This is a genomic window from Streptomyces sp. NPDC005423, from assembly GCF_040606415.1.
GTDB lineage: Bacteria > Actinomycetota > Actinomycetes > Streptomycetales > Streptomycetaceae > Streptomyces.
Map to the genome: position 1 here is coordinate 17,412 of NZ_JBEXET010000042.1, position 20,254 is coordinate 37,665.

20 protein-coding genes are annotated in these 20,254 nt (G+C 73.0%); 10 read left to right on the forward strand and 10 right to left on the reverse strand.

Annotated features, from left to right (window positions below; genetic code table 11):
* Nucleotides 1-56: 56 nt before the first annotated feature.
* The 3 genes from ABZT12_RS31585 to ABZT12_RS31595 all read left to right on the forward strand — a co-directional run bounded on the left by ABZT12_RS31585 (nucleotide 57) and on the right by ABZT12_RS31595 (nucleotide 2,443).
* Nucleotides 57-1,283, forward strand: a complete 1,227-nt coding sequence (locus ABZT12_RS31585; RefSeq protein ID WP_356390886.1) for a DUF6777 domain-containing protein — start codon at nucleotides 57-59, stop codon at nucleotides 1,281-1,283.
* Nucleotides 1,284-1,374: 91 nt separating this feature from the next.
* Nucleotides 1,375-1,830: an ATP-binding protein gene (locus tag ABZT12_RS31590; protein WP_356390887.1), complete on the forward strand. Its 456-nt coding sequence runs from the start codon at nucleotides 1,375-1,377 to the stop codon at nucleotides 1,828-1,830.
* A 184-nt stretch (nucleotides 1,831-2,014) separates the two neighbouring features.
* Nucleotides 2,015-2,443 carry a helix-turn-helix transcriptional regulator gene (locus ABZT12_RS31595; protein WP_356390889.1) on the forward strand — a complete coding sequence of 143 codons (429 nt, stop codon included), beginning with the start codon at nucleotides 2,015-2,017 and terminating at the stop codon, nucleotides 2,441-2,443.
* A 75-nt stretch (nucleotides 2,444-2,518) separates the two neighbouring features.
* Here ABZT12_RS31595 and ABZT12_RS31600 read toward each other — a convergent pair whose 3' ends face one another.
* Nucleotides 2,519-3,121: an ATP-dependent Clp protease proteolytic subunit gene (locus ABZT12_RS31600; protein WP_356390891.1), complete on the reverse strand. Its 603-nt coding sequence runs from the start codon at nucleotides 3,119-3,121 to the stop codon at nucleotides 2,519-2,521.
* Between the two features lies 1 nt (nucleotide 3,122).
* Nucleotides 3,123-3,776 carry an ATP-dependent Clp protease proteolytic subunit gene (locus tag ABZT12_RS31605; protein ID WP_356390893.1) on the reverse strand — a complete coding sequence of 218 codons (654 nt, stop codon included), beginning with the start codon at nucleotides 3,774-3,776 and terminating at the stop codon, nucleotides 3,123-3,125.
* A gap of 223 nt (nucleotides 3,777-3,999) precedes the next feature.
* Between ABZT12_RS31605 and ABZT12_RS31610 the strand changes: the two genes are divergently transcribed.
* The 7 genes from ABZT12_RS31610 (at nucleotide 4,000) to ABZT12_RS31640 (ending at nucleotide 10,880) form a co-directional block, all read left to right on the forward strand.
* Nucleotides 4,000-4,482 carry a VOC family protein gene (locus ABZT12_RS31610; RefSeq protein WP_356390984.1) on the forward strand — a complete coding sequence of 161 codons (483 nt, stop codon included), beginning with the start codon at nucleotides 4,000-4,002 and terminating at the stop codon, nucleotides 4,480-4,482.
* A 133-nt stretch (nucleotides 4,483-4,615) separates the two neighbouring features.
* Nucleotides 4,616-5,410: a VOC family protein gene (locus ABZT12_RS31615; RefSeq protein WP_356390895.1), complete on the forward strand. Its 795-nt coding sequence runs from the start codon at nucleotides 4,616-4,618 to the stop codon at nucleotides 5,408-5,410.
* A gap of 39 nt (nucleotides 5,411-5,449) precedes the next feature.
* Nucleotides 5,450-6,145, forward strand: coding sequence for a ribonuclease H (locus tag ABZT12_RS31620; protein WP_356390897.1), 696 nt, complete (start codon nucleotides 5,450-5,452; stop codon nucleotides 6,143-6,145).
* Between the two features lie 161 nt (nucleotides 6,146-6,306).
* The gene (locus ABZT12_RS31625) at nucleotides 6,307-7,524 is read left to right on the forward strand and encodes an FAD-dependent monooxygenase (RefSeq protein WP_356390899.1); all 1,218 of its coding nucleotides are present in this window, start codon (nucleotides 6,307-6,309) and stop codon (nucleotides 7,522-7,524) included.
* 104 nt (nucleotides 7,525-7,628) lie between these two features.
* The gene (locus tag ABZT12_RS31630; protein ID WP_356390901.1) at nucleotides 7,629-9,122 is read left to right on the forward strand and encodes an MFS transporter; all 1,494 of its coding nucleotides are present in this window, start codon (nucleotides 7,629-7,631) and stop codon (nucleotides 9,120-9,122) included.
* The gene (locus tag ABZT12_RS31635; RefSeq protein ID WP_356390903.1) at nucleotides 9,119-9,706 is read left to right on the forward strand and encodes a TetR family transcriptional regulator; all 588 of its coding nucleotides are present in this window, start codon (nucleotides 9,119-9,121) and stop codon (nucleotides 9,704-9,706) included. Before ABZT12_RS31630 ends, ABZT12_RS31635 begins: the two co-directional genes overlap by 4 nt.
* A 190-nt stretch (nucleotides 9,707-9,896) precedes the next feature.
* Nucleotides 9,897-10,880, forward strand: coding sequence for an aldo/keto reductase (locus ABZT12_RS31640; protein ID WP_356390905.1), 984 nt, complete (start codon nucleotides 9,897-9,899; stop codon nucleotides 10,878-10,880).
* Here ABZT12_RS31640 and ABZT12_RS31645 read toward each other — a convergent pair.
* From ABZT12_RS31645 to ABZT12_RS31680, 8 genes are all read right to left on the reverse strand, one after another.
* Nucleotides 10,852-11,493: a DUF2238 domain-containing protein gene (locus tag ABZT12_RS31645; protein WP_356390986.1), complete on the reverse strand. Its 642-nt coding sequence runs from the start codon at nucleotides 11,491-11,493 to the stop codon at nucleotides 10,852-10,854. The genes ABZT12_RS31640 and ABZT12_RS31645 overlap by 29 nt on opposite strands.
* A gap of 115 nt (nucleotides 11,494-11,608) precedes the next feature.
* Nucleotides 11,609-12,640 (reverse strand): hypothetical protein, encoded by a 1,032-nt coding sequence (locus tag ABZT12_RS31650; protein ID WP_356390908.1) that lies wholly within the window; start codon nucleotides 12,638-12,640, stop codon nucleotides 11,609-11,611.
* Between the two features lie 113 nt (nucleotides 12,641-12,753).
* Nucleotides 12,754-14,427 carry a serine/threonine-protein kinase gene (locus tag ABZT12_RS31655; protein ID WP_356390909.1) on the reverse strand — a complete coding sequence of 558 codons (1,674 nt, stop codon included), beginning with the start codon at nucleotides 14,425-14,427 and terminating at the stop codon, nucleotides 12,754-12,756.
* Between the two features lie 376 nt (nucleotides 14,428-14,803).
* Nucleotides 14,804-15,763, reverse strand: a complete 960-nt coding sequence (locus ABZT12_RS31660; protein WP_356390911.1) for a threonine/serine dehydratase — start codon at nucleotides 15,761-15,763, stop codon at nucleotides 14,804-14,806.
* A 91-nt stretch (nucleotides 15,764-15,854) separates the two neighbouring features.
* Nucleotides 15,855-16,889, reverse strand: coding sequence for a polyprenyl synthetase family protein (locus ABZT12_RS31665; RefSeq protein WP_356390913.1), 1,035 nt, complete (start codon nucleotides 16,887-16,889; stop codon nucleotides 15,855-15,857).
* Nucleotides 16,886-17,926, reverse strand: a complete 1,041-nt coding sequence (locus ABZT12_RS31670) for a tetratricopeptide repeat protein (protein WP_356390915.1) — start codon at nucleotides 17,924-17,926, stop codon at nucleotides 16,886-16,888. The genes ABZT12_RS31665 and ABZT12_RS31670 overlap by 4 nt, the downstream gene beginning before the upstream one ends.
* Before the next feature lie 176 nt (nucleotides 17,927-18,102).
* On the reverse strand, nucleotides 18,103-18,780 hold the full coding sequence (locus tag ABZT12_RS31675) for an AIM24 family protein (RefSeq protein WP_356390917.1): 678 nt from the start codon (nucleotides 18,778-18,780) through the stop codon (nucleotides 18,103-18,105).
* Between the two features lie 69 nt (nucleotides 18,781-18,849).
* A complete protein-coding gene (locus ABZT12_RS31680; RefSeq protein WP_356390919.1) occupies nucleotides 18,850-20,223 on the reverse strand; it encodes a CAP domain-containing protein in 1,374 nt (457 codons plus the stop codon).
* Between the last annotated feature and the right edge of the window lie 31 nt (nucleotides 20,224-20,254).

A 20,254-nucleotide genomic window follows, 5' to 3' on the forward strand; every position in this document is an offset into this window, starting at 1 on the left:
AGAACGGCATAAATCATGCGAAGTGCCGCGAGAACCCACGTCGGGAGGAAGTGCTCGTGAGCGTCGAACCGCCGTCTTCCGGCCGCCCCACTGGACCCCCTTCCGGCCCGTTGTCGGGCCCCTCGCAGCCGCCGTCGGGGCCGCCGTCGCAGCCGCCGGGGGGCAGCGGGGGCCCAGGCGGCTCAGGCGGCTCCGGTGGTCCGGGAGCTCCGGAGCCGCACCGGCCCTGGTGGAGGTCCGCGCCGCGTGTCGCGGTCATCACCACGCTGGTGGTGGCCGCCGTGATCGTCGCCGTCGTCCTCACCCGCCCCGGCGGCGGCTCCGGGTCCGCCGGCCGCGGTGAGGTCTTCCTCCAGGCCGCCGACAAGACGGGCCCCGACCCGTTCACGGAGTCGTCGGCGACCGAGAACTCCGCCCCGCCGGTCTCCGCCTCCCCCACCGCCTCCGAACCCGCGAACGCGGTACGCGGCGTGGACGGCGGCGCGCCCGGCCTCTACGGCGGCACCCGCAACGTCTCCAGCTGCGACGTGGAGAAGCAGATCAAGGCGCTCGGGGCGGCCCCCGCGAAGAACCGGGCGTTCGCCTCCGTCGCCGGTGTGCAGCCGGCCGGCGTCCCCGCCTATCTGCGCTCTCTCACCCCCGTACAGCTGCGCATGGACACCAGGGTCACCAACCACGGCTACCGCGCCGCCGCGGCCACCACCTACCAGGCCGTCCTCCAGGCCGGCACCGCCGTCCTCATCGACGACCACGGCGTGCCCCGCGTCCGCTGCGCCTGCGGCAACCCGCTCTCGCCGCCCGTCGCCCAGCAGGGCACCGTCAAGCGCACCGGCGACTCCTGGCCCGCCTACCGGCCGCAGAACGTGGTCGTCGTGACGCCCGCGCCCCGGACCGTCAACGTCTTCGTCCTCTACGACCCCCACCACCACGGCTGGTTCGCCCGTCACCACGGCGACACCGGCGGCAAGGACCACCCGACCAAGCCGCCGGTCCACCCCGCCGTCCCCTCGACGAGCACCTCGTCGCCCAACTCGTCGTCGAGTTCGTCGAGTTCGTCGTCGTCTTCGTCTTCGTCTTCCTCGGCCTCCTCACCGTCCTCGCCGTCCGCTCCGTCATCGCACTCCCCGCCGCCCCCGAGTTCCGAGCCGCCGTCCTCCGCGCCACCGTCCTCCGAACCCCCCTCCGCGCAGCCTCCGTCGAGCGCCTCCGGGGCCCCCGGCACGACGACCGGGTCCGCGTTCAGCGCGCCGGTGTCGCCGGCGTCGGGTTCACCGGCCATGTGAAGAGGGGGAGTGCCGAGCGCGTTGCGGGGTACCAGACTGCTGCGACCTCGTCCGGCCGGACGACGCGGGGCGGCTTCTGAGAGAGACGGGCATGATCGATTACCTGGACGGGGATGTGGTACAGACCGCTTTCGACGTACCCGTCGAACCGTTGCGCCGGGCAGCGCACTACACCGGTGAACCGGGATGCATCGCCGAGGCGCGCGCCTTCGCCGGGCTCTTCCTCGAACAGCTCAAGACCGAGTGGTGCGCCACGGTCGGTGCCGGGGTCGCAGGTGAAGTGCTCCTCGTCGTGAGTGAACTGGTCACCAACGCCGACCGGCACAGCAATGGTCCCTACATCCTGGAACTGGAGGGCACGGACACGACCGTGACCGTCTCCGTCTGCGACAGCAGCGTCGCCCTGCCGCGCCGCTTCCCCCGCGACCCGGCACGCGTGGGCCGGCACGGGCTGGAGATCGTCCACGCCGTCGCCGCCCAGGTCTCCGTCGAACGCGTCCCGGTCGGCAAGCGGGTCCGCGCGGTGGTCGGCCTCGGCGACGCGTGATACACCCGTCGACGAGTACCTCGACGTGACGCCGGACAGGTGGGCCGCGCCCGTTGGTACGGCTCGGCCGTTCCGTCGAACATGTCCCGCATCGTCATGGTCCGGCACCTCCCGCGTCGGCGATTCCACCGAGGGCGGAACGCCGCTCCCTTCCGCTGGAGTCGAGCGCTTCTAGGCTGGGGGAGTGAGCAGCCAAGCGCCGAACCAAGCCCGCGTCATCCCCCTGCGCCCGCGTGCCGGGCACCCCGGGACCGCCCGCCCCCCGGTGTCCGACCGCCCCGCCCCCGCGCCCTCCCCGGCACCGGGCCCGGCGCCCAGGGAGCCCCTCTGGCGCGACCTCGTCGGCGATGTCCTGCGCCGTGAACGGCTCGCGCAGGAGCGGACGTTGAAGGACGTCGCCGACGCCGCGAGGATCTCGATGCCGTACCTCTCGGAGGTGGAGCGCGGCCGCAAGGAGGCCTCCTCGGAGGTCCTCGCGGCCGCCGCCCACGCGCTCGGCCTCGGCCTCGGCGACCTGTTGTCGCTGGCGCAGGGCGAGTTGACCCGGGTCGGCTCCACCACCCGCCGCGGTACGTCGACTTCGGCCCACAACGGCCTCTGCCTGGCGGCCTGACGGCGCTGCCGCGGCGCGCCGCCCTTGAGCCGTTGGTGGAGCCGTTGGCGGGCTGCCGGTGGGCTGCCGGTGGGCTCAGACCGGGAGGAGGCGCCGGGTCAGCACCTCGTCGGCGAGGCCGTACGCCACCGCCTCGCGCGCGGTGAACACCTTGTCGCGGTCCATGTCGGCGCGGAGGACCGGGACTTCGTGGTGCGTGTGCCGGGCGAGCACCTCCTCGACCTGGGCGCGGATCCGGATCATCTCCGCGGCCTGGAGGGCGAGATCGGAGACCATGCCGCGTTGTCCGCCGCTCGCCGGCTGACCCAGCAGCACCCGTGAGTGCTCCAGGACGAAGCGACGCCCGTGGTCCCCGCCGGCCAGCAGCACGGCCGCCGTCGAGGCCGCCTGGCCGACGCAGAACGTGGAGATCGGCGCCTGCACGAACGTCATCGTGTCGTAGATCGCCATGAGTGAAGTGAAGGAACCGCCGGGCGAGTTGATGTAGATCGCGATCTCGCTGTCGGGGGCCGACGACTCCAGGTGGAGGAGTTGCGCGATGACGACGTTGGCCACGCCGTCGTCGATCTCGGTGCCGAGGAAGATGATCCGCTCGGCGAGCAGCCGGCTGAACACGTCGTACGACCGCTCGCCCTGCGGGGTCCGCTCGACGACGTTCGGAATCGTGTACGTCCCCATGTCAGAGCCCCATCCGTCGCTTGGAGGCGTTCGGGCGGATGTCGGCGAGCGAGACCGCGACCTGGTCCACCATGCCGTACTCCCGGGCCTGTTCGGCCGTGAACCAGCGGTCGCGGTCGCCGTCGCGGGAGATGGTCTCCTCGCTCTGGCCGGTGTGGTGCGCGGTGATGCGTTCGATGGCCCGCTTGGTGAAGTCCAGGTTCGCCGCCTGGATCTCGATGTCGGCGGTGGTGCCGCCGATGCCCGCCGACGGCTGGTGCATCATGATCCGCGCGTTGGGCAGCGCGAACCGTTTGCCGTGCGTGCCGACGCTGAGCAGGAACTGGCCCATGCTGGCGGCGAATCCCATGACCAGGGTCGACACGTCGTTGGGGATCAGCTGCATCGTGTCGTAGATCGCCAGCCCCGCCGTCACCGAACCGCCCGGGCTGTTGATGTACAGGCTGATGTCGGTGCTCGGGTCCTCCGCCGACAGGACGAGGAGCTGGGCGCAGATCCGGTTGGCGGAGACCTCGTCGACCTGGGTGCCCAGGAACACGACGCGGCGCGCGAGCAGTTGGGCGGCGAGGTCGTCGTCGAACCGGGTGGGCGGGGTGTCGCCCTCCTCGGCCCGCGGCATACGGGCCGTGGCGGGAACGGCGGTGAGCGGAGACATCGGCACTCCTTCGGGGTGGGGTGGTGACCTGCTCCCACTCTCGGCCGGGAACCGCCCCGACCGCCGATTTCTAGGCCCGTAGCAGATTCGCCGACGGCAGAGCGGCCGCCGCTCGAAGGGGGCGCCGGACCCGACGTCCGGACGGTCCGGCGGGCGGACCGATGAGTTTCCGGGCGAGGATCGGTCGATACCCGTGACCGCGTTCCCCTTCATGGAGGTGCACATGACCACCGACGGATTCACCACGTGTCTCTGGTTCGACGGCCAGGCGGAGGAGGCCGCCCAGCACTACGTGTCGATCTTCAAGAACTCCGGCATCGGACGCGTCAGCCGGTACGGCGAGGGCGCTCCGCTGCCGGCCGGCTCCGTGCTCGCCGTGGAGTTCACCGCCAACGGACAGAAGTTCATCGGACTGAACGGCGGGCCGCTGTACACCTTCACCGAAGCGGTCTCCTTCCAGATCGCCTGCGCGGACCAGGAGGAGATCGACTACTACTGGACCAGGCTCACCGAGGGCGGCGGCGAGCCCGGCCCGTGCGGCTGGCTCAAGGACAGGTACGGGCTGTCCTGGCAGGTGGTCCCCGCCCGGCTCAGCGAGATGATCACCGACCCGGACCCCGAGAAGGTGGCCCGGGTGACCAAGGCGTTCATGGCGATGGGCAAGTTCGACCTGGCGGAGCTGGAGCGGGCCTACACGGGGGCGTAGCGCGGGGCCGGGCGGGCGGCGGGAGTCGGCGCGCGTCCGGACACCCGGGGTGCGGTGCCTCGACGCGCGGGGCACCGCGGAGGTGACTAGCGTGAGCACGGGGGCAGGTCGACAGAGGAAGAGGGCCGTCGTCATGGCCGTACAACCCGAGGGAACCCCGTGCTGGGCCGACGCGATGTTCGGTGACGTCGAGGCGGCGAAGAGCTTCTACGGCGAGGTCCTCGGCTGGACCTTCGGCGAGTCGGCGTCGGTGTACGGCAACTACACGCAGGCCTACCTGGACGGGAAGGCCGTCGCCGCCGTGGTACCGCCGATGCCGGGCCAGGACGCGCAGCCGCAGTGGTGTCTCTACCTCGCCTCACCGGACGCGGCCGCCACCGCGGCCAAGATCCGGGAGAACGGCGGCGAGGTGGTGGTGGAGCCGATGCGGGTGGGGGACTTCGGCACGCTCTGCCTGGCCCGCGACCCGAGCGGCGTCGCGTTCGGCGTGTGGCAGGGCGGGACCCACGAGGGCTTCGAGACGACGGGGACACCTGGCGCCTACGCCTGGGCCGAGATCTACACCCGCCGGCCGGAGCAGGCGGACGCGTTCTTCCCGGCCGTCTTCCCCTACGCCGCCCGGCAGATGGACGACTCCGGGGTCGACTACCGGCTGTTCGGCATCGGTGAGGCGACGGTCCTCGGCCGGATGCGGATGGGCGAGGAGTTCCCGCCCGAGGTGCCGCCGTACGTCAACGTCTACTTCGCCGTCGAGAACTGCGACGACACCGTCGCCCGAGCCGTCGGACTCGGCGCCGTCCTCCGCTTCGGCCCCATGACCAGCCCCTTCGGCCGTTTTGCCGCTCTCAGCGATCCGCAGGGTGCCTCGTTCTCGGTGATCGACGCCACCACGACCGAAGGTGAGCCGCCGACGGTCACGGACGTCTAGGAACACCTGCCGCCGCCGGGCGCGGCGCGGGGCCATGGCATGATCGGGCGCATGCGTGAACGTGTGGTGGCCGCGTGCGACGGGGCTTCGAAGGGAAACCCCGGGCCGGCCGGATGGGCCTGGGTCGTCGGGGACGAGAAGGAGGGTCCGGCCCGCTGGGAGGCCGGCCCGTTGGGCCGAGCCACCAACAACGTCGCCGAACTCACCGCCCTGGAACGGCTGTTGACGGCGACAGCGGCGGACGTACCGCTGGAGATCCGGATGGACTCGCAGTACGCCATGAAGGCCGTCACCACCTGGCTGCCCGGCTGGAAGCGCAACGGCTGGAAGACGTCCGGCGGCAAGCCGGTCGCCAACCAGGACCTCGTCGTCCGCATCGACGAACTGCTCGACGGCCGCTCGGTCGAGTTCCGCTACGTCCCCGCCCACCAGGTCGACGGTGACCCGCTGAACGACTTCGCCGACCGCGCGGCCAGCCAGGCGGCCATCGTCCAGGAACCGGCGGGCAGCGACCTCGGCTCCCCGGAGCCGCCGCCCTCGCCCGACACCCCGAAGAAGGCCGCCCGCCCCTCGGGAGCCAAGTCGCCCCGCAAGAGCGGGAGTTCGACGGCTCGTACGATCAAGGCCAAGTTCCCCGGCCGCTGTCTGTGCGGTCGCTCCTACGCGGCCGGCGAGCCCATCGCCAAGAACGCCCAGGGCTGGGGCCACCCGGAGTGCCGTACGGCCGAGGCGTAACCGCCCCCCGATCCACCGGTGCCGGAAACATGGGGCACCTCCGCGCCGTCCGCACGCGCCCGGGTGGTGTGCCCCCGTCCCGCACGCCGGTGCGGCCGAACCGACGTCACCGCCTGCTACTCTGCGGGTCCGCTTGACCACTTTGAGTAATCTCCAGGGGTGTGCGCGTGAAGGTCGCCTGTGTCGGAGGCGGGCCCGCCGGCCTGTATCTCTCGATCCTGCTCAAGCTCCAGGACCCGTCCCACGACGTCACCGTCTACGAGCGCAACGCCGAGGGCTCGACCTACGGCTGGGGGGTGACGTACTGGCGCGGACTGCTCGACCAACTCCGCGCCCACGACCCCGAGTCGGCCCAGGCCGTCGACGAGCATTCGGTGCGCTGGAGCGACGGCGTCGCCCGGGTCCGTGACCTGACCACCTCCCAGCCCGGCGACGAAGGACACGGCATCGGCCGCCACCGGCTGCTGAAGATCCTCGCCGAACGGGCCCGACAGCTCGGCGTACGGCTGGAGTTCGACCACGAGATCGACCCCGACGACCTGCCCGACGCCGATCTGGTCGTGGCCGCCGACGGCGTCCACAGCGCGGTGCGCACCCGGCACGCCGACCACTTCGGCTCCACGCTCGTCCCCGGCCGCAACCAGTACATCTGGCTCGGCACCAGCAAGGTCTTCTCCTCCTTCACCTTCGCCTTCGTGGAGAGCGAGCACGGCTGGATCTGGTGCTACGGCTACGCGTTCGGGCCCGAGGGCAGCACCTGCGTCATCGAGTGCGCACCCGAGACCTGGACCGGACTGGGCCTGGACCGCGCCGCGGAGGCCGACGGGCCGGCCCTCCTGGAGAAGCTCTTCGCCGACCTCCTCGACGGCCACCCGCTGATCGGCCGCCCCGCCGCCGACGGCAGCTCCCCATGGCTCACCTTCCGCACCCTGACCAACCGCACCTGGCACCGCGGCAACCTCGTCCTGCTCGGCGACGCCGCCCACACCACGCACTACTCCATCGGCGCGGGCACCACCCTCGCCCTGGAGGACGCCATGGCACTGGCCGCCGCCCTGCGCGCGCACGCCGAACTCCCGCGGGCCCTCGCCGCCTACGAGCGGGAACGCAGGTCCGCCCTGCTGTCCATCCAGAGCGCGGCCCGCTACAGCGCCCAGTGGTACGAGAACCTGGCCCGCTACATCGACCTCCCACCGCACCGCATGTTCGCCCTGCTCGGCCAGCGCCACTCGCCCCTGCTGCCCTACGTCCCGCCCCAGCTCTACTACGGCATCGACAAGGCGGCGGGCCGGCTGGAGGCGCTGCGCCGGTTGAAGCGCTGGCTCGGCCCGAAGGTCGCGCGCACGGTGCACGCGCGGGCGCTCACCTCCCGCGACTGACCCCCGGCGGGCCTCCGTCACGGTCGTGAGCGGCGGGTGAATGGGTATTCACCAGATAGGGTGAATTCTCATTCACCCGCTTTTCCGTGTCCACTGGAGTGCCGATGGACCAGCCCGCCCCGATATCCGCCGCGCCCGCCGCTCCCGCCGCGCCGCCCACCTCGCGGAGCCGGTTCACGGTCCCGGTGCTGGCCTTCGGCGGAATCCTGATGGCCGTCATGCAGACCGTCGTCGTCCCCCTCCTGCCCGACCTGCCCCGGCTCACCGGTGCTTCCGCGGGCGCCGTCTCCTGGATGGTCACGGCGACCCTGCTCTCGGGGGCCGTGCTCACCCCGGTGCTGGGCAGCGCCGGCGACATGTACGGCAAGCGGCGGGTCCTGACCGGCGCCCTCGGGCTGATGACCCTCGGCTCGGTCATGTGCGCGCTCTCCTCCGACATCCGCGTCCTCATCGCCGCCCGCGCCCTCCAGGGCGCCGCCTCCGCCGTCGTACCGCTCTCCATCAGCATCCTCCGGGACGAACTCCCGCCGGAGCGGCGGGGCAGCGCGGTGGCGCTGATGAGTTCCACCGTCGGTATCGGGGCCGCGCTCGGCCTCCCGCTCGCGGCGCTGATCGTCCAGTACGCCGACTGGCACGTCATGTTCTGGGTCTGCGCCGCCCTCGGCGTGCTGGGGCTGAGCGCCGTCTGGTGGGCGGTGCGCGAGTCGCCCGTCCGCGAGCCGGGCCGCTTCGACGTGGCCGGCGCGGTGGGCCTCGCCGCCGGCCTGGTCTGTCTGCTGCTCGGGGTGTCCCAGGGCGGTCAGTGGGGGTGGGGCAGCCCGCGCGTGTCGGCGCTGTTCCTCGGCGCGGCCGTCGTCCTCGGGCTGTGGTGCCGGCAGCAACTGCGCGCCGCCCGGCCCCTGGTGGACCTGCGGCTGGTGGCACGCCCCAGGGTCGGCCTCTCCCACGTGGCGGCCCTCCTGACGGGCTTCGCGTTCTACGCCAACTCGCTGGTGACCGCCCAACTGGTGCAGGCGCCCAGGGCCACCGGCTACGGGCTCGGCCTCTCCATCGTGCAGACCGGTCTCTGCCTGCTGCCCGGCGGCATCACCATGCTGCTGCTCTCGCCCGTCTCCGCACGGATCTCGACGGCCCGCGGCCCGCGCGTCACGCTCGCCATCGGCGCCGCCGTCATCGCGCTCGGCTACGCCGTGCGCATCGCCGACAGCCGCGACCTGTGGATGATCATCCTCGGCGCCACGGTGGTGGCCACCGGCACCACCTTCGCCTACTCCGCGCTCCCCACCCTCATCCTGCGCGCCGTCCCCGCCGGACAGACCGCGTCGGCCAACGGGGTCAACGTCCTGATGCGCACCGTCGGCCAGGCCACCTCCAGTGCCGCCGTCGCCGCCGTGCTCGTGCACCACACCAGCCCGGTGGGCGGTGTTCCGCTGCCCACGCTGCACGGCTACCTCCTGGCGTTCGGCGTCGCCGGCGTGGTCGCCCTGCTGGCGAGCGCGACGGCGCTGACCATCCCCGGCGACCCCGCCTCCGGCGGCACCCGCGGAGCGGGGAACCGCACCCGCGGCGCGCGCGACGGGGCGCTGGAGGGAGCATGAGCGGCGTGAGCACCCCACCCACCGCCTCCCCGTCCGCACGCAGGGACGCCGAGGCGACCAAGGCGGCCATCCTCCGGGCGGCCCGCCATCTGCTGGCGCGGACCGCGCACACCGACATCACCCTCAAGGCCGTCGCCGACCGGGCGGGTGTCAGTCCCCCGCTCGTCCTCAAGTACTTCGGCAACAAGGACGCCCTGTTCGCCCGTGTCATGTCCTTCGAGAGCGACGCGGACGCCCTGCTCGACGCTCCGCTCGACGGACTCGGCCGGCACATGGTCCGGCATGTCGTGACCGGTCAGCGCGAGCGGGGCGCCGACCCGCTGCTGCGGATCGCGTTCGCGCCCCTGCACGGCGACCGCGGCGACATCCTGCGCGACAACTTCCGTGCCCAGGTGGTCGACCGCCTCACCGAACGGCTCACCGGCCCCGACGCCGGCCTGCGCGCCGAACTGGCGGTGGCGACCCTCCTCGGCCTCGGCGTCATGTACGGCATCGCGCGCGGCACCCGGCTGCGCGCCACGGCGATCGAGACGATCGTGGAACGCTACGGACCCACTGTGCAGGGCCAGTTGACGCCCCGCTGAGCCACCCGCCCGGCTCCGCGCGACGCCGGGCGGGGAGCCGGACTCCCGGACGCCGACCAGGGCGCCGGGACCCGGCCCGACCGGACTCGTAGACCCCGGCGGACACGGATCGTGGGTGCCCGCCGCCGCCCGGTCGGTGACCGGAGGAGCCCGTTCCGGGTGCCGGACGGGCGGCTGACAGACTGGGGCCATGGACGAACGTGTAATCGGTAGGACGGGCCGGCAGGCATCCGTCGTCGGTCTCGGCACCTGGCAGCTGGGCGCCGACTGGGGCGACGTGGACGACAAGGACGCACTGGCGGTACTGGAGGCGGCGGCGGAGTCGGGGGTCACCTTCTTCGACACGGCCGACGTGTACGGCGACGGGCGCAGCGAACAGGCCATCGCGGCCTTCCTGGGCAGCCGTCCCGACCTCCGCGTCCTGGTCGCCACGAAGATGGGGCGCCGGGTCGAGCAGATCCCGCAGAACTACGTCCTCGACAACTTCCGCGCCTGGAACGACCGCTCCCGCCGCAACCTCGGCGTCGACCGGATCGACCTGGTGCAGCTGCACTGCCCGCCGACGTCGGTCTACTCCTCCGACGAGGTGTTCGACGCCCTGGACACCCTGGTCGAGGAGGAGCGCGTCGCCGCCTACGGGGTCAGCGTGGAGACCTGCGAGGAGGCCCTCACCGCGATTGCCCGGCCGAACGTGGCGAGCTTGCAGATCATCCTCAACGCGTTCCGGATGAAGCCGCTGCGCGAGGTCCTGCCGGCGGCCAGGGCGGCCGGTGTCGGCGTCATCGTCCGGGTCCCGCTCGCCTCCGGGCTGCTCTCCGGCAAGTACACCCGGGACACGGTCTTCCCGGAGAACGACCACCGCACCTACAACCGGCACGGCGAGTCCTTCGACCAGGGCGAGACCTTCTCCGGCGTCGACTTCGTGAGGGGTGTGGAGGCGGCGGCCGAGTTCTCCGCGCTCGCCCCCGAGGGATACACCCCGGCCCAGCTGGCGCTGCGCTGGATCATCGACCAGCCCGGCGTCACCACGGTCATCCCGGGCGCCCGTTCCGCCGAACAGGCCCGCGCCAACGCGGCCGCCGCCGCGTTGCCCGCCCTCTCCGAGGAGACCCGCACGGCGATCCAAAACCTCTACGACCGCCGGATCAAGGAGCAGGTCGAGAACCGCTGGTAGTGAGCACCGGCCCGGGGGAGGCGGCCAGGTCTCCCCCGAGCCGTGCCAGCTGCCGGTCGTGCGCCCGGCTCAGCACCAGCACCGACACGGTGGCCCCGATCAGCGCGCAGAACATGTCCCACTGCGTGTCCCACACATCCCCCTGAGTGGCCAGGAAGGCGTCCGCGCCATGGCCGCCGATCACGGCCGCCGCCCACTCGAACAACTCGAAGAGCGCGCTGAACGCCAGGCACGCGCAGACCGTGAGCGGCGCCAGCCAGCGGCTGCCGCGCAGCGGAGAGGTGCGGACGAGCAACTCCCGTACCAGCACGGCCGGTACGAAGCCCTGCGTGAGGTGGCCGATCCGGTCGTAGGGATTGCGGCTCAGATCGAACGCGGAGCGGAGCCAGTCGCCCAGCGGCACCTGCGCGTAGGTGTAGTGGCCGCCCACGGCGAGGACCAGGGCGTGCACGGCGAGCAGGCAGCACAGCAGGTCGGTCATCGGGAAGCGGCGCCAGAGCAGGACGATCACCGGCAGGCCGACGATCACCCACACGGTCTCCAGCAGCCAGGTCGTGGGATCCAGCGCGTGCCAGGCGGAGACGGCCATCCCCGCCACCACCAACCCGGCCATCAGCAACGGGAGTCGGCGTCGGGGGGCGGATGCGGAAAAGGCCACGGTGTGACTCCCTGGTCGTCGGGAGCCTCATCGTGGCCGGAACCGCGGACCGCCGCATGAGTACGGCTACTCAGCCGGCGGTGCCCCGCTGCTCACGCAGGGCCGTGAGGCAGCTGCCGATGGCCTCCTGGAGCTCTTCGAGACGCTGTACCATGTCGTCCTCGTAGAACTCCTGCGCGTCGTCGAAGGTCAGTTCCTCGAAGGCCTTCGTCGCTTTCTGCAGACTGCTGTAGAACTTGGTCCGCTTCTCCTGGACGCGCAGTTCGGGATCGGCCTGGACCGCCTCGGCCACCAGGTTCTTCACGGTGTCGTAGGCCTCGGTGGCCCATCCGCCGGTGTCCTCGTCGTCGTCCAGTTCGTCGAGCAGCGACAGATGCCGCTCGGCCTCCTGGCGTACGTCGGCGGGCGCGTCGATCGTCTGTCCGGCCGGGGTCCTGACCTGTCCCGACTCGGCGATCTGGCGGACGTAGCCGATCCGGTCGGCCGAGCGGCTCTCCGTCGCCACCGCCTTCTTCAGGTCGTCGGTGCGGACCACGTCACGCGCCAATTCGGCCTGGAGGTCCGGGTCTTCGCGCACCCGGTCGAGCAGGGCCTGCCGGGCGGCCCGCGCCGTGGAGGGGTCGGCGAGGATCGCGGCGCGCAGCGCGGTGGGGTTCTCCGCGACCTCCAGCGCCTTGGTGGGCCGGATGCCCTCGGCCTCGGCGGCCTCGGTGATGGCGGTACCGCGCTCGGAGGTGGCGCTGGAGCGGGCGACGTAGTAGGTCGACCAGACGTCGGCGTCCGGCAGTTCGACCTCCTGGCCCGGAGCCAGGGCCTCGAAGTGCGGGACCATGCCGTCGTCGGCGGCCCGGTCCCAGGCCTTGTAGTAGCGCATGACACGCTCGGCGGAGCAGTCGGCGAGTGCGGCGAACTCCTTCGCGGACACCTTCGGCGTCTCCTGCGCGCCCTGCCCGCCGGGCCGCACACTGCGCGCCACCTTCAGCCCGAAGGCCCACCCGCCGGTGCGCGCGTAAGCCCCGAACTCCCGCGCGTCGCGTGTCACGAGGTCGTCTGCGTCGGAAGGGGCGGGGATGGTCTCGGCCGGGTCGGTCGCCAGGGTCAAGGCGGGTCTCCTGAGTCGGGTGCGTGGCGTGGGGTGCGGACCCGCAGCCTATATCCGCCCATTGCCGGTGCTTTGACGGGCCCGCCCCTCGCTGGTCGAGGCCCTCAACTCGCTCACCGGCGGAACGTGTTCAGGAACGTACCGAGGGCCTGGCGGTCGGCGGTGCTGTTCCACTCGGCGGCCGGGGTCGTCCAGCGTAGCGAGAAGCTGCGGCCGCCGCCGATGAGGAAGCCCCGCCCGAAGGTGCGCAGCCGTCGGCTCCCGGTGCCGGAGAACCACTCCAGGTCGGCGGCCTTGTCGTGCTGGTACGTGGTGGCCCTGATGGCTCCGATCTGCCGGAAGCCCACGGTCCTGGAGAGGTTCGGCAGCACGTCGTCCCGCCAGACGGCGACGGGATCGGGGCCGGCCTGGGTGCTGTACGTCACGGCGAGCGTGCGCGGATCGCCGGAGGCGCCGAACTCGACCCGGTAGGCCTGGCCGGACCGCCGCGTGGTGCCGATCGGCTGCCAGCCCCGGGGCAGAGCGACGGAGAAGCCCTCGGGGGCCGTGAACACGCGGAAGCCCGCGGGCAGGGCCGAGGCACTGGCGGACGGGCCGGGCGAGGCGGCGGCCGAGGCGGCGGCCGACGGGGACGAGGCGGACGCGGACGCCGACGGGGCGGTGGACGACTTCGACGTGGGTGACGGCGTGGCGGCCGGCCCTGAGGCGTGACCGTCGACCCGGTCGCCCGGCGCGCCGGCGGTGGCGGAGGCGGAGGCGGTCGTCGCCGGGCCGGGTACGGGCGCCGCCGAGGACTCGGTGCCGGGCAGCCGGTGGGTGGCGGCGAGGACGGCGACGGTGACGGTCCCCACGGCCAGCGCGGTCCCGGCGGCCATGCCCCGCCCGCTCCAGGTGATTCCCGCACCCAGGACGGCGTGGTAGGCCCGGCGGGTACGGGGCACCGGGGCGGTCTCCCCGGTGCCGTCCGGGTCCTCGTCGAGGACCCGGAGGAGGGCGTCGCGTGCCACCGGGCGGCTCAGCCGCTCCCGGGAGTTCTTGCGCAGCAGCCCCAGTACGACCTGCGCCAGCGGCCCGGCCCGCGACGGCGCGCGCAGCGGCAACCGGTCCACACCCTTCAGGGTGGCCTCCGGCCGGCCCCGGTCGCGGAACGGCGGATGCCCCTCGACCAGGGTGTAGAGGATCGCGCCCAGCGCCCACAGGTCGGCGGCCGGCCCGATGCGCTCGTCGCGGGCCTGCTCGGGGGAGGCGTACGACGGGGCGGTGACGCGGGGGACGAGGGTGGCGCCCGCGACCCCGAAGCCGGTGAGGACGATCCCGCCGCCGTCCCGGACGAAGACCTGGCCGGGGCTGAGCTCGCCGTGGGTGATGCCCTCGCTGTGCGCCGCCTCCAGCACGTCGAGCACGTCGAGCCCGATCCGGGCGGCCCGGGCGGCGGTGAACGTGCCGTGACGGGCGAGGAGTTCGCCGAGCGGTGTGCCGTCGATCCAGTCGGTGACCGTCCACAGGGTGCCGCCCTCCACGACGGCGTCGGCGACCGTGGCGACCGCGCCCGGCCGGAGCCCTCCCATCACCTCGGAGGTGCGCAGGATGCGGTCCGTGGTCAGCCGGGCGGTCTCCCCGCCGGGGTCGGCGGGCAGCCCGATCCGGGTGAGCAGGCAGGGGCGTCCGGCGGCGGTGTCCTCGCCGTACCAGGCGATCCGGTTCGTCTCGCGGTGCGCGACCTCCATGAGCCGGTATCTCCCGGCAATCAACTCGTGTACGGAGACGTGCGCCTCGACCATGGCCATCCCTCGTTGAACCCGGGCACTTACCTTTCCCAGAAGTACGGCGGGCACGGCGGGGTGCGTTCAATTGGCGGCCAATTGGCCGGTGATTCCTGCCCTTTATTCAACGACCGGGAGCAACTGGCCCTGAAATAACGGACGTTCGCGGGGTCTGAGGCCTCTCACGTGCGGTGGAGCAGTCGTACGCCCCGCCGCGCACCCGGCCGGGTACGGACCTTTCCCGGGCGACAGGCCGCCCATGACCGAATGGACCTGGGCCGACCTGGTGGTAACCCGTGGCAAACGGGGACACGTTGAACCCGAATGCGAACTGCCTGTCGAATATGCCGTCCGTTCGACCCTTCGAACTCGCTTGTCCATAAGGCCCGTTGGCGTTTGTTCAACGCAGCCCGAACCGTTCCGACCAGGCCGCCATGGCGCCGGGCGTGGCGTTGCCCCCGCAGACCACCAGCCCGAGCCGGGCGCCCTCACCGACCCGCTCCAGGACCTGCCGCGCCGCGGGCAGCAGACAGCCGGCGGCCGGCTCCGTCCACACCTTGGCGTGCTCGGCGAGCTCCAGGGAGCCCCGCACGGCCTCCCGGTCGGAGACCACGAGCACCTCCGTGACCAGGGCGGAGACATGGTCGTACGTCAGCTGCGAGACGGACGGGGCGCTGAGCGTGGTCACGATCGAGGAGGGGGTGACCGGCACCGGGCCGCCCGCCGCCAGCGCCCGGGACATGGCATCGGCGCCCTCGGTCTCCACGCCCCAGACGCGGACGTCGGGGCGGCGGGCGCGCAGCGCCGCCGCGACTCCGGCGATCAGTCCGCCGCCGCCGATGCTGACCAGCACATCGGTGAGTTCACCGGCGTCGTCGGCGAACTCCAGCCCCACGGTGCCCTGTCCAGCGATCACCACCGGGTCGTCGAAGGGGTGGACCAGGGTCAGCCCCTCGTCCCGCAACCGGTTGACGAGGGCGAACGCGCTCGGCATGTCGTCGGTCAGCCGCAGCGACGCCCCCGCCGCCTCGACGATCTCGACGGACCGCGCGGGCGCCGAGCGCGGCATGACCACCGTCGCCTTCACGTCGAGCGCCGCCGCCATCACCGCCAGCGCGATCCCATGGTTGCCGCCGCTGACCGCCACCACGCCGGCGGCCAGTTCGGCCCCGCTCAGTGCCCGCAGTTTCGCCGTCGCGCCGCGCGCCTTGAAGGAACCGGTGCGCTGGAGCAGCTCCAGCTTGGCGGTGACCGGGACCCCGAGCAGCTCCGACAGGCCGGGGCTCGACACCGTCGGAGTGCGCAGCACGTGTCCGGCGATCCGCTCGGCCGCGACCTCGATGTCCGGTACGCCGATCACGACAACCACCCTTTCGGCGCGGGAAGGCGGAGGTCCGCGCTCGTCCGCACCCTCGCCCCGCGACGGCGCGCGGGTCAAATCGGCGGCTCCGTCAGAGTTCGCGGCGGACCAGGAACTCCAGCAGAGTGCGCAGTTCGTCGACGGGTCCGGCCGCCAGCGGCACGCCGGACAGGGCGCTCTCCACCCCGGCGAGCTGCCGGCGGGCCTCGGCGAGTGCCGCCCGGCGGCCCCCGGCCGCCTCGACCAGCGCCGCCGCCGTGCCGGGATCCCGCCCCGACTCCAGGAGGCGGGCCAGGCGCGGGGCGTCGTGGCAGGGCGAGGCGAGCGCGGCCAGCACCGGGAACGTCTTCTTGCGCTCCCGCAGATCGCCGTGGACGGGCTTGCCGGTGACCTCCGGGTCGCCCCAGATCCCCAGCACGTCGTCGACCAGCTGGAACGCGACCCCCAGCCGCCGTCCGGCCCGGTCGAGCGCGGCCACCGTCGCCGGGGAGGCGCCGCCGAGGACGGCTCCGAGCGCCGCCGCGCAGCCCAGCAGCGCCCCCGTCTTCTGCTCGGCCATGGTCCGGTACTCGTCCGGGTCCACCCGTTCCGGCCCGGTCCAGGGACGCGCCGTGAAGAGCAGGTCGTCCGCCTGCCCGCGCACCAGGTCGGCGAGGGCCGCGGAGAGCAGCCGGATGCCGCCGGGACCGCCCGGTGCCGCCGCGAGCGTCTCCACGGCGAGCGCGAACAGGGCGTCGCCCGCGAGGACGGCCGGACCCGTGCCGTAGGCCTTCCACACGGTGGGGCGGCGGCGCCGGGTCGGGTCGCCGTCCATGATGTCGTCGTGCAGCAGCGAGAAGGTGTGCACCAGCTCCACCGCCACCGCGGCGGTGACCCCGGCCCGTTCCGGCGCCCCGGCGGCCTCCGCGCCCAGCACGGCGAGTGCCTGCCGCACGCCCTTGCCGCCCGGCGCGGCGGCGGGCGCGCCGCCCACCTCGCACCAGCCGAACGAGTACGCGGCCATCTCGCCCGTCCACGGATGCAGCCGCCCGACCGCCTCCTCCAGTGCGGGCCGCACCAACTCCCGGCAGCGGTCGAGGACTTGGGGTGCGGCCGGGGTCGCCACGGCCGAGCGGAGCGCTGTCACCGTGCGACCTCCGCCGTGAGGCCCAGCTCCTCCTGAGCCCGGGCCACCATCCGGTGCGCGTGCCGCAGTCCGATCCGCTCCAGCACGCCTGCCAGTTCGGTCAGTTCGGCCGCCGTCTCGGTCCGGTCGCGGCCCAGCCTGGCCAGCGACTTGGCGAGGCCGAGCCGGGAGAGCGCCTCGCCGCGCGGCTCGCTCATCGCCCGGAACTCCTCGAGTGCCTCCTCGTAGAGGTCCCGCGCCTCGGCGTAACGCCCGGCGCGGTAGAGGACGTTGCCGCGCATCTTGTGGTTGTAGGCCAGCGCGCTCGACAGCTGCATCGCCCGGCAGCTCTCCTCCGCCTCGGAGAGCAGGGCGAGCGCCCGCCCGGTGTCCCCGTCGCGCACCGAGACGATGTCGGCGAGCCCGCGCAGCGCCCAGGCGTGCCCGCGCCGGTCGTCGGCGCCCGCCGCTATCCCGGCCGCCTCCTCGAACATCGCGTACGCCGTGTCGTAGGAACCGGTGTTGCGGTGGATCTGGGCGATGCCCTCCAGCGCCCAGACCGTGTGCCGGGCCTCGCCGCGTCGGCGGGCCTCGGCCAGCAGTTGTTCGTGCAGCCGGGCGACCGCCTCGTAGTCGCCCTGGATGCGGCCCGTCTCGGCGAGCCCGGCCAGTGAGTAGCCGCGGACGACGATGTCGCCGCCGAGCTCGCCGAGTTGGGCCGCGAGGTCCAGCAGCCGCCGGGCCAGTGGGAACGCGCCGCGTTGCCGGGCCAGGGTGCCGCCGCTCCACAGGGCCCACGCCATCGCGGCGGTGTCCCCGGCCGCACGGGCGGCACGGTAACTGGCTTTCCACGCCTGGTCCGCCTCGCGCACCTGGCCGAGCCGGCGGTGCGCCTCGGCGACGGCGAGCCCCGAGCGGGCCGCCTCACCGCGCTCTCCCGACCGCTCGGCCGCCGCCAACTGCTCGGTGCCGGCGGCCAGTACGTCCGCGAGGGGGGAGTTCACTGAGAGAGTGGTGAGGGCGCCCTGGTACTCCGGGGCGAATGCCTTGCCGTACATCGATGCCTTTCGGTCCGTATGCACCTCATGTAGACATTCTGTGTATACATGGTGTGTATAGTGCGCCGGAAATCAGCCCTGGCCCGTGGGGGGCCAGGGCGTCGGGCGTTGTTGAGGATCAAGACGGCGGTACGGCCCGGGAGGTTGCCTCTGCGACCCGGATCATTCGACGGGCCTCAGTGCTGCTGCGGCTTCTGCGGCACCTCCTCGCTGGGCCGCACGACGACGAACCCCTCGCCCTGGAGCATCAGTTGGACGGCCTCGCCGGAGCCGCCGCGCAGCATGGAACCGATGGACTGCGAACGGTGCAGCGAGGTCTGGAGGTGGGCGGTCCAGCCGACGATCGCGTCGGTGTCGACGTAGACCGGGTACTGCGGCGAGACGGGTATGACCAGCGGGTTGCCCTCGCAGACCAGTCCCAGCTTGCCCTGTCCGGAGAAAACGCTGTTGAACAGGCCGCCGCCCGCGATGCCGGACCCCTTCACGGTCTTGATCTGGTACGACAGTGAGGCGTCGAAGCAGAGCACGTTACGGCCGTTGACCGTGAACTCGTCGCCGGGATCTATGTCCACGACGAAACAGTTCTGGGCCTCGTGCGCGAACCACGCCTCACCCTGGCCGCGCACCGCCATCAGCGGCAACCCCTCACCGGTCACCGCGCGCTTGAGCATCCCGCCCACGCCCTGGCCCTTGCGTTCGAACTGGAGGTTGCCCCGGTAGGCGATCATCGCCCCCTGGCGGGCGAGCATCTCGCCGTTCACCGTGTACCGGATGCACTTCGCGTTCTCGACCGCCATGCCCGGCGCGGTGGCCGGCTGCACCATGTGCTCGTTGGAAAACAGATCACCCTTCATGCGGGCATCCTGTCGCGGACGCTTCCGTTCCGCCAAGATCGTGCGGCGAGCCCCCGCCAGGCCGTCGCGTCAGGCGCCGAAGAGCTGGGTCCAGTACGTCCCCGTCCGGCCGCCGCCCGACACGCCGACGCCGAGGTGGGTGAAGGCCGGCTTGAGGATGTTCGCCCGGTGCCCGGGGCTGTTCATCCAGCCGTCGACGACCTCGGCGGCGGAGCGCTGGCCGCAGGCGATGTTCTCCCCGATGGAACGCCGTCGGGAGCCCGCGGCGGCGGCCCGGTCCCAGGGCTGCGCGCCGTCGGGTGAGGTGTGCGCGTAGAAGTCACGGGCGACCATGTCCGCACTGTGTGCCTGCGCGGCGGCGGTGAGCAGCGGATCGACGGCCAGCGGCGGCAGCCCGGCGCGGGCGCGCTCCCCGTTGGTGCGGCGGACCACCTCGTCGGCCGTCCGGGTCAGCGCTCCGGCGGTGAGCGGTACGGCCCACAGCGCCGTCCAGTAGGTGTCCCCGGAGCGGCCGTCGCGGACGTACCCGAATCCGGCGTCGGTGCGGACCGGGTCGTGCAGCGTACGGCGGGGCCGCTCGGTGCGCAGACAGTACGCGACGAACTCCGCCGGGGTGCGCGGACCGGAGACGAGGTGCTCGCCCACCGTGAGGCAGCGGTACCCGGCGAGGGTGACCCGCTGGAAGACGGAGGTGCCGTCCCGGCCCTCCGCGCTCAGGGACCCGGCGGCGGCCATCTCGGCGGCGTGCGCCCGGGCGGCGCTCATGAGCCGGGGGTCGAGGACGACCGGAGGTGAACCGGCTTGATTCCGGGCGGAGTTGACGAGGCCGAGGAATCCCTCGGGGTCCGCGACGGAGGCGCCGGGCGCGAGGAAGGTCGCGGGGGAGGGGAGGCGGCCGGGCGCGGCGGCGGAGTGCGGAGGCGCGGCCGGTGCCGCGCCCGGGCCGGTGGGCGCCGGGCTCCGGTCCTCGATGACGTCCACCCCGAAGTCCCGTGCCAGGCCCGAGAGTCCGTCGGCGTACCCCTGGCCGAGCGCGCGCACCTTCCAGCCGGTGCCCCGCCGGTACAGCTCGGCCAGGAGCAGCACCGTCTCCCGCCCGGTGCGGGCCGGGGTGAAGCGGGCCAGCGGACGGCCCGCCGGGTCCAGGACGTGGAGCGTGGGCACGGGCAACCGGCCCAGGGGAGTGCCGGGTTCGCCGGGGCTGACGACGACGGTGACCCGGGTGGCGCCGGCCCGCAGCCGGCCGGGCTCGACGCCGAGCGCGTCGTCCCGCAGCCGCAACCCGGGCGCTGCCGACTGGTTGTAGAAGACGAAGTCCTGGTCGCCGCCGACCTTGCCGCTGTCGTCGGTGACGAGCGCGGACAGGTCGAAGGGGCCGGGCACCCGCAGCGTCAGGGCGCCGCCCGGAAGGGGCAGATTGCCGCCGGGGACCAGCTCGTTCATGGCGCCGCCCTCGCTCGCACCCGTGGGTGAG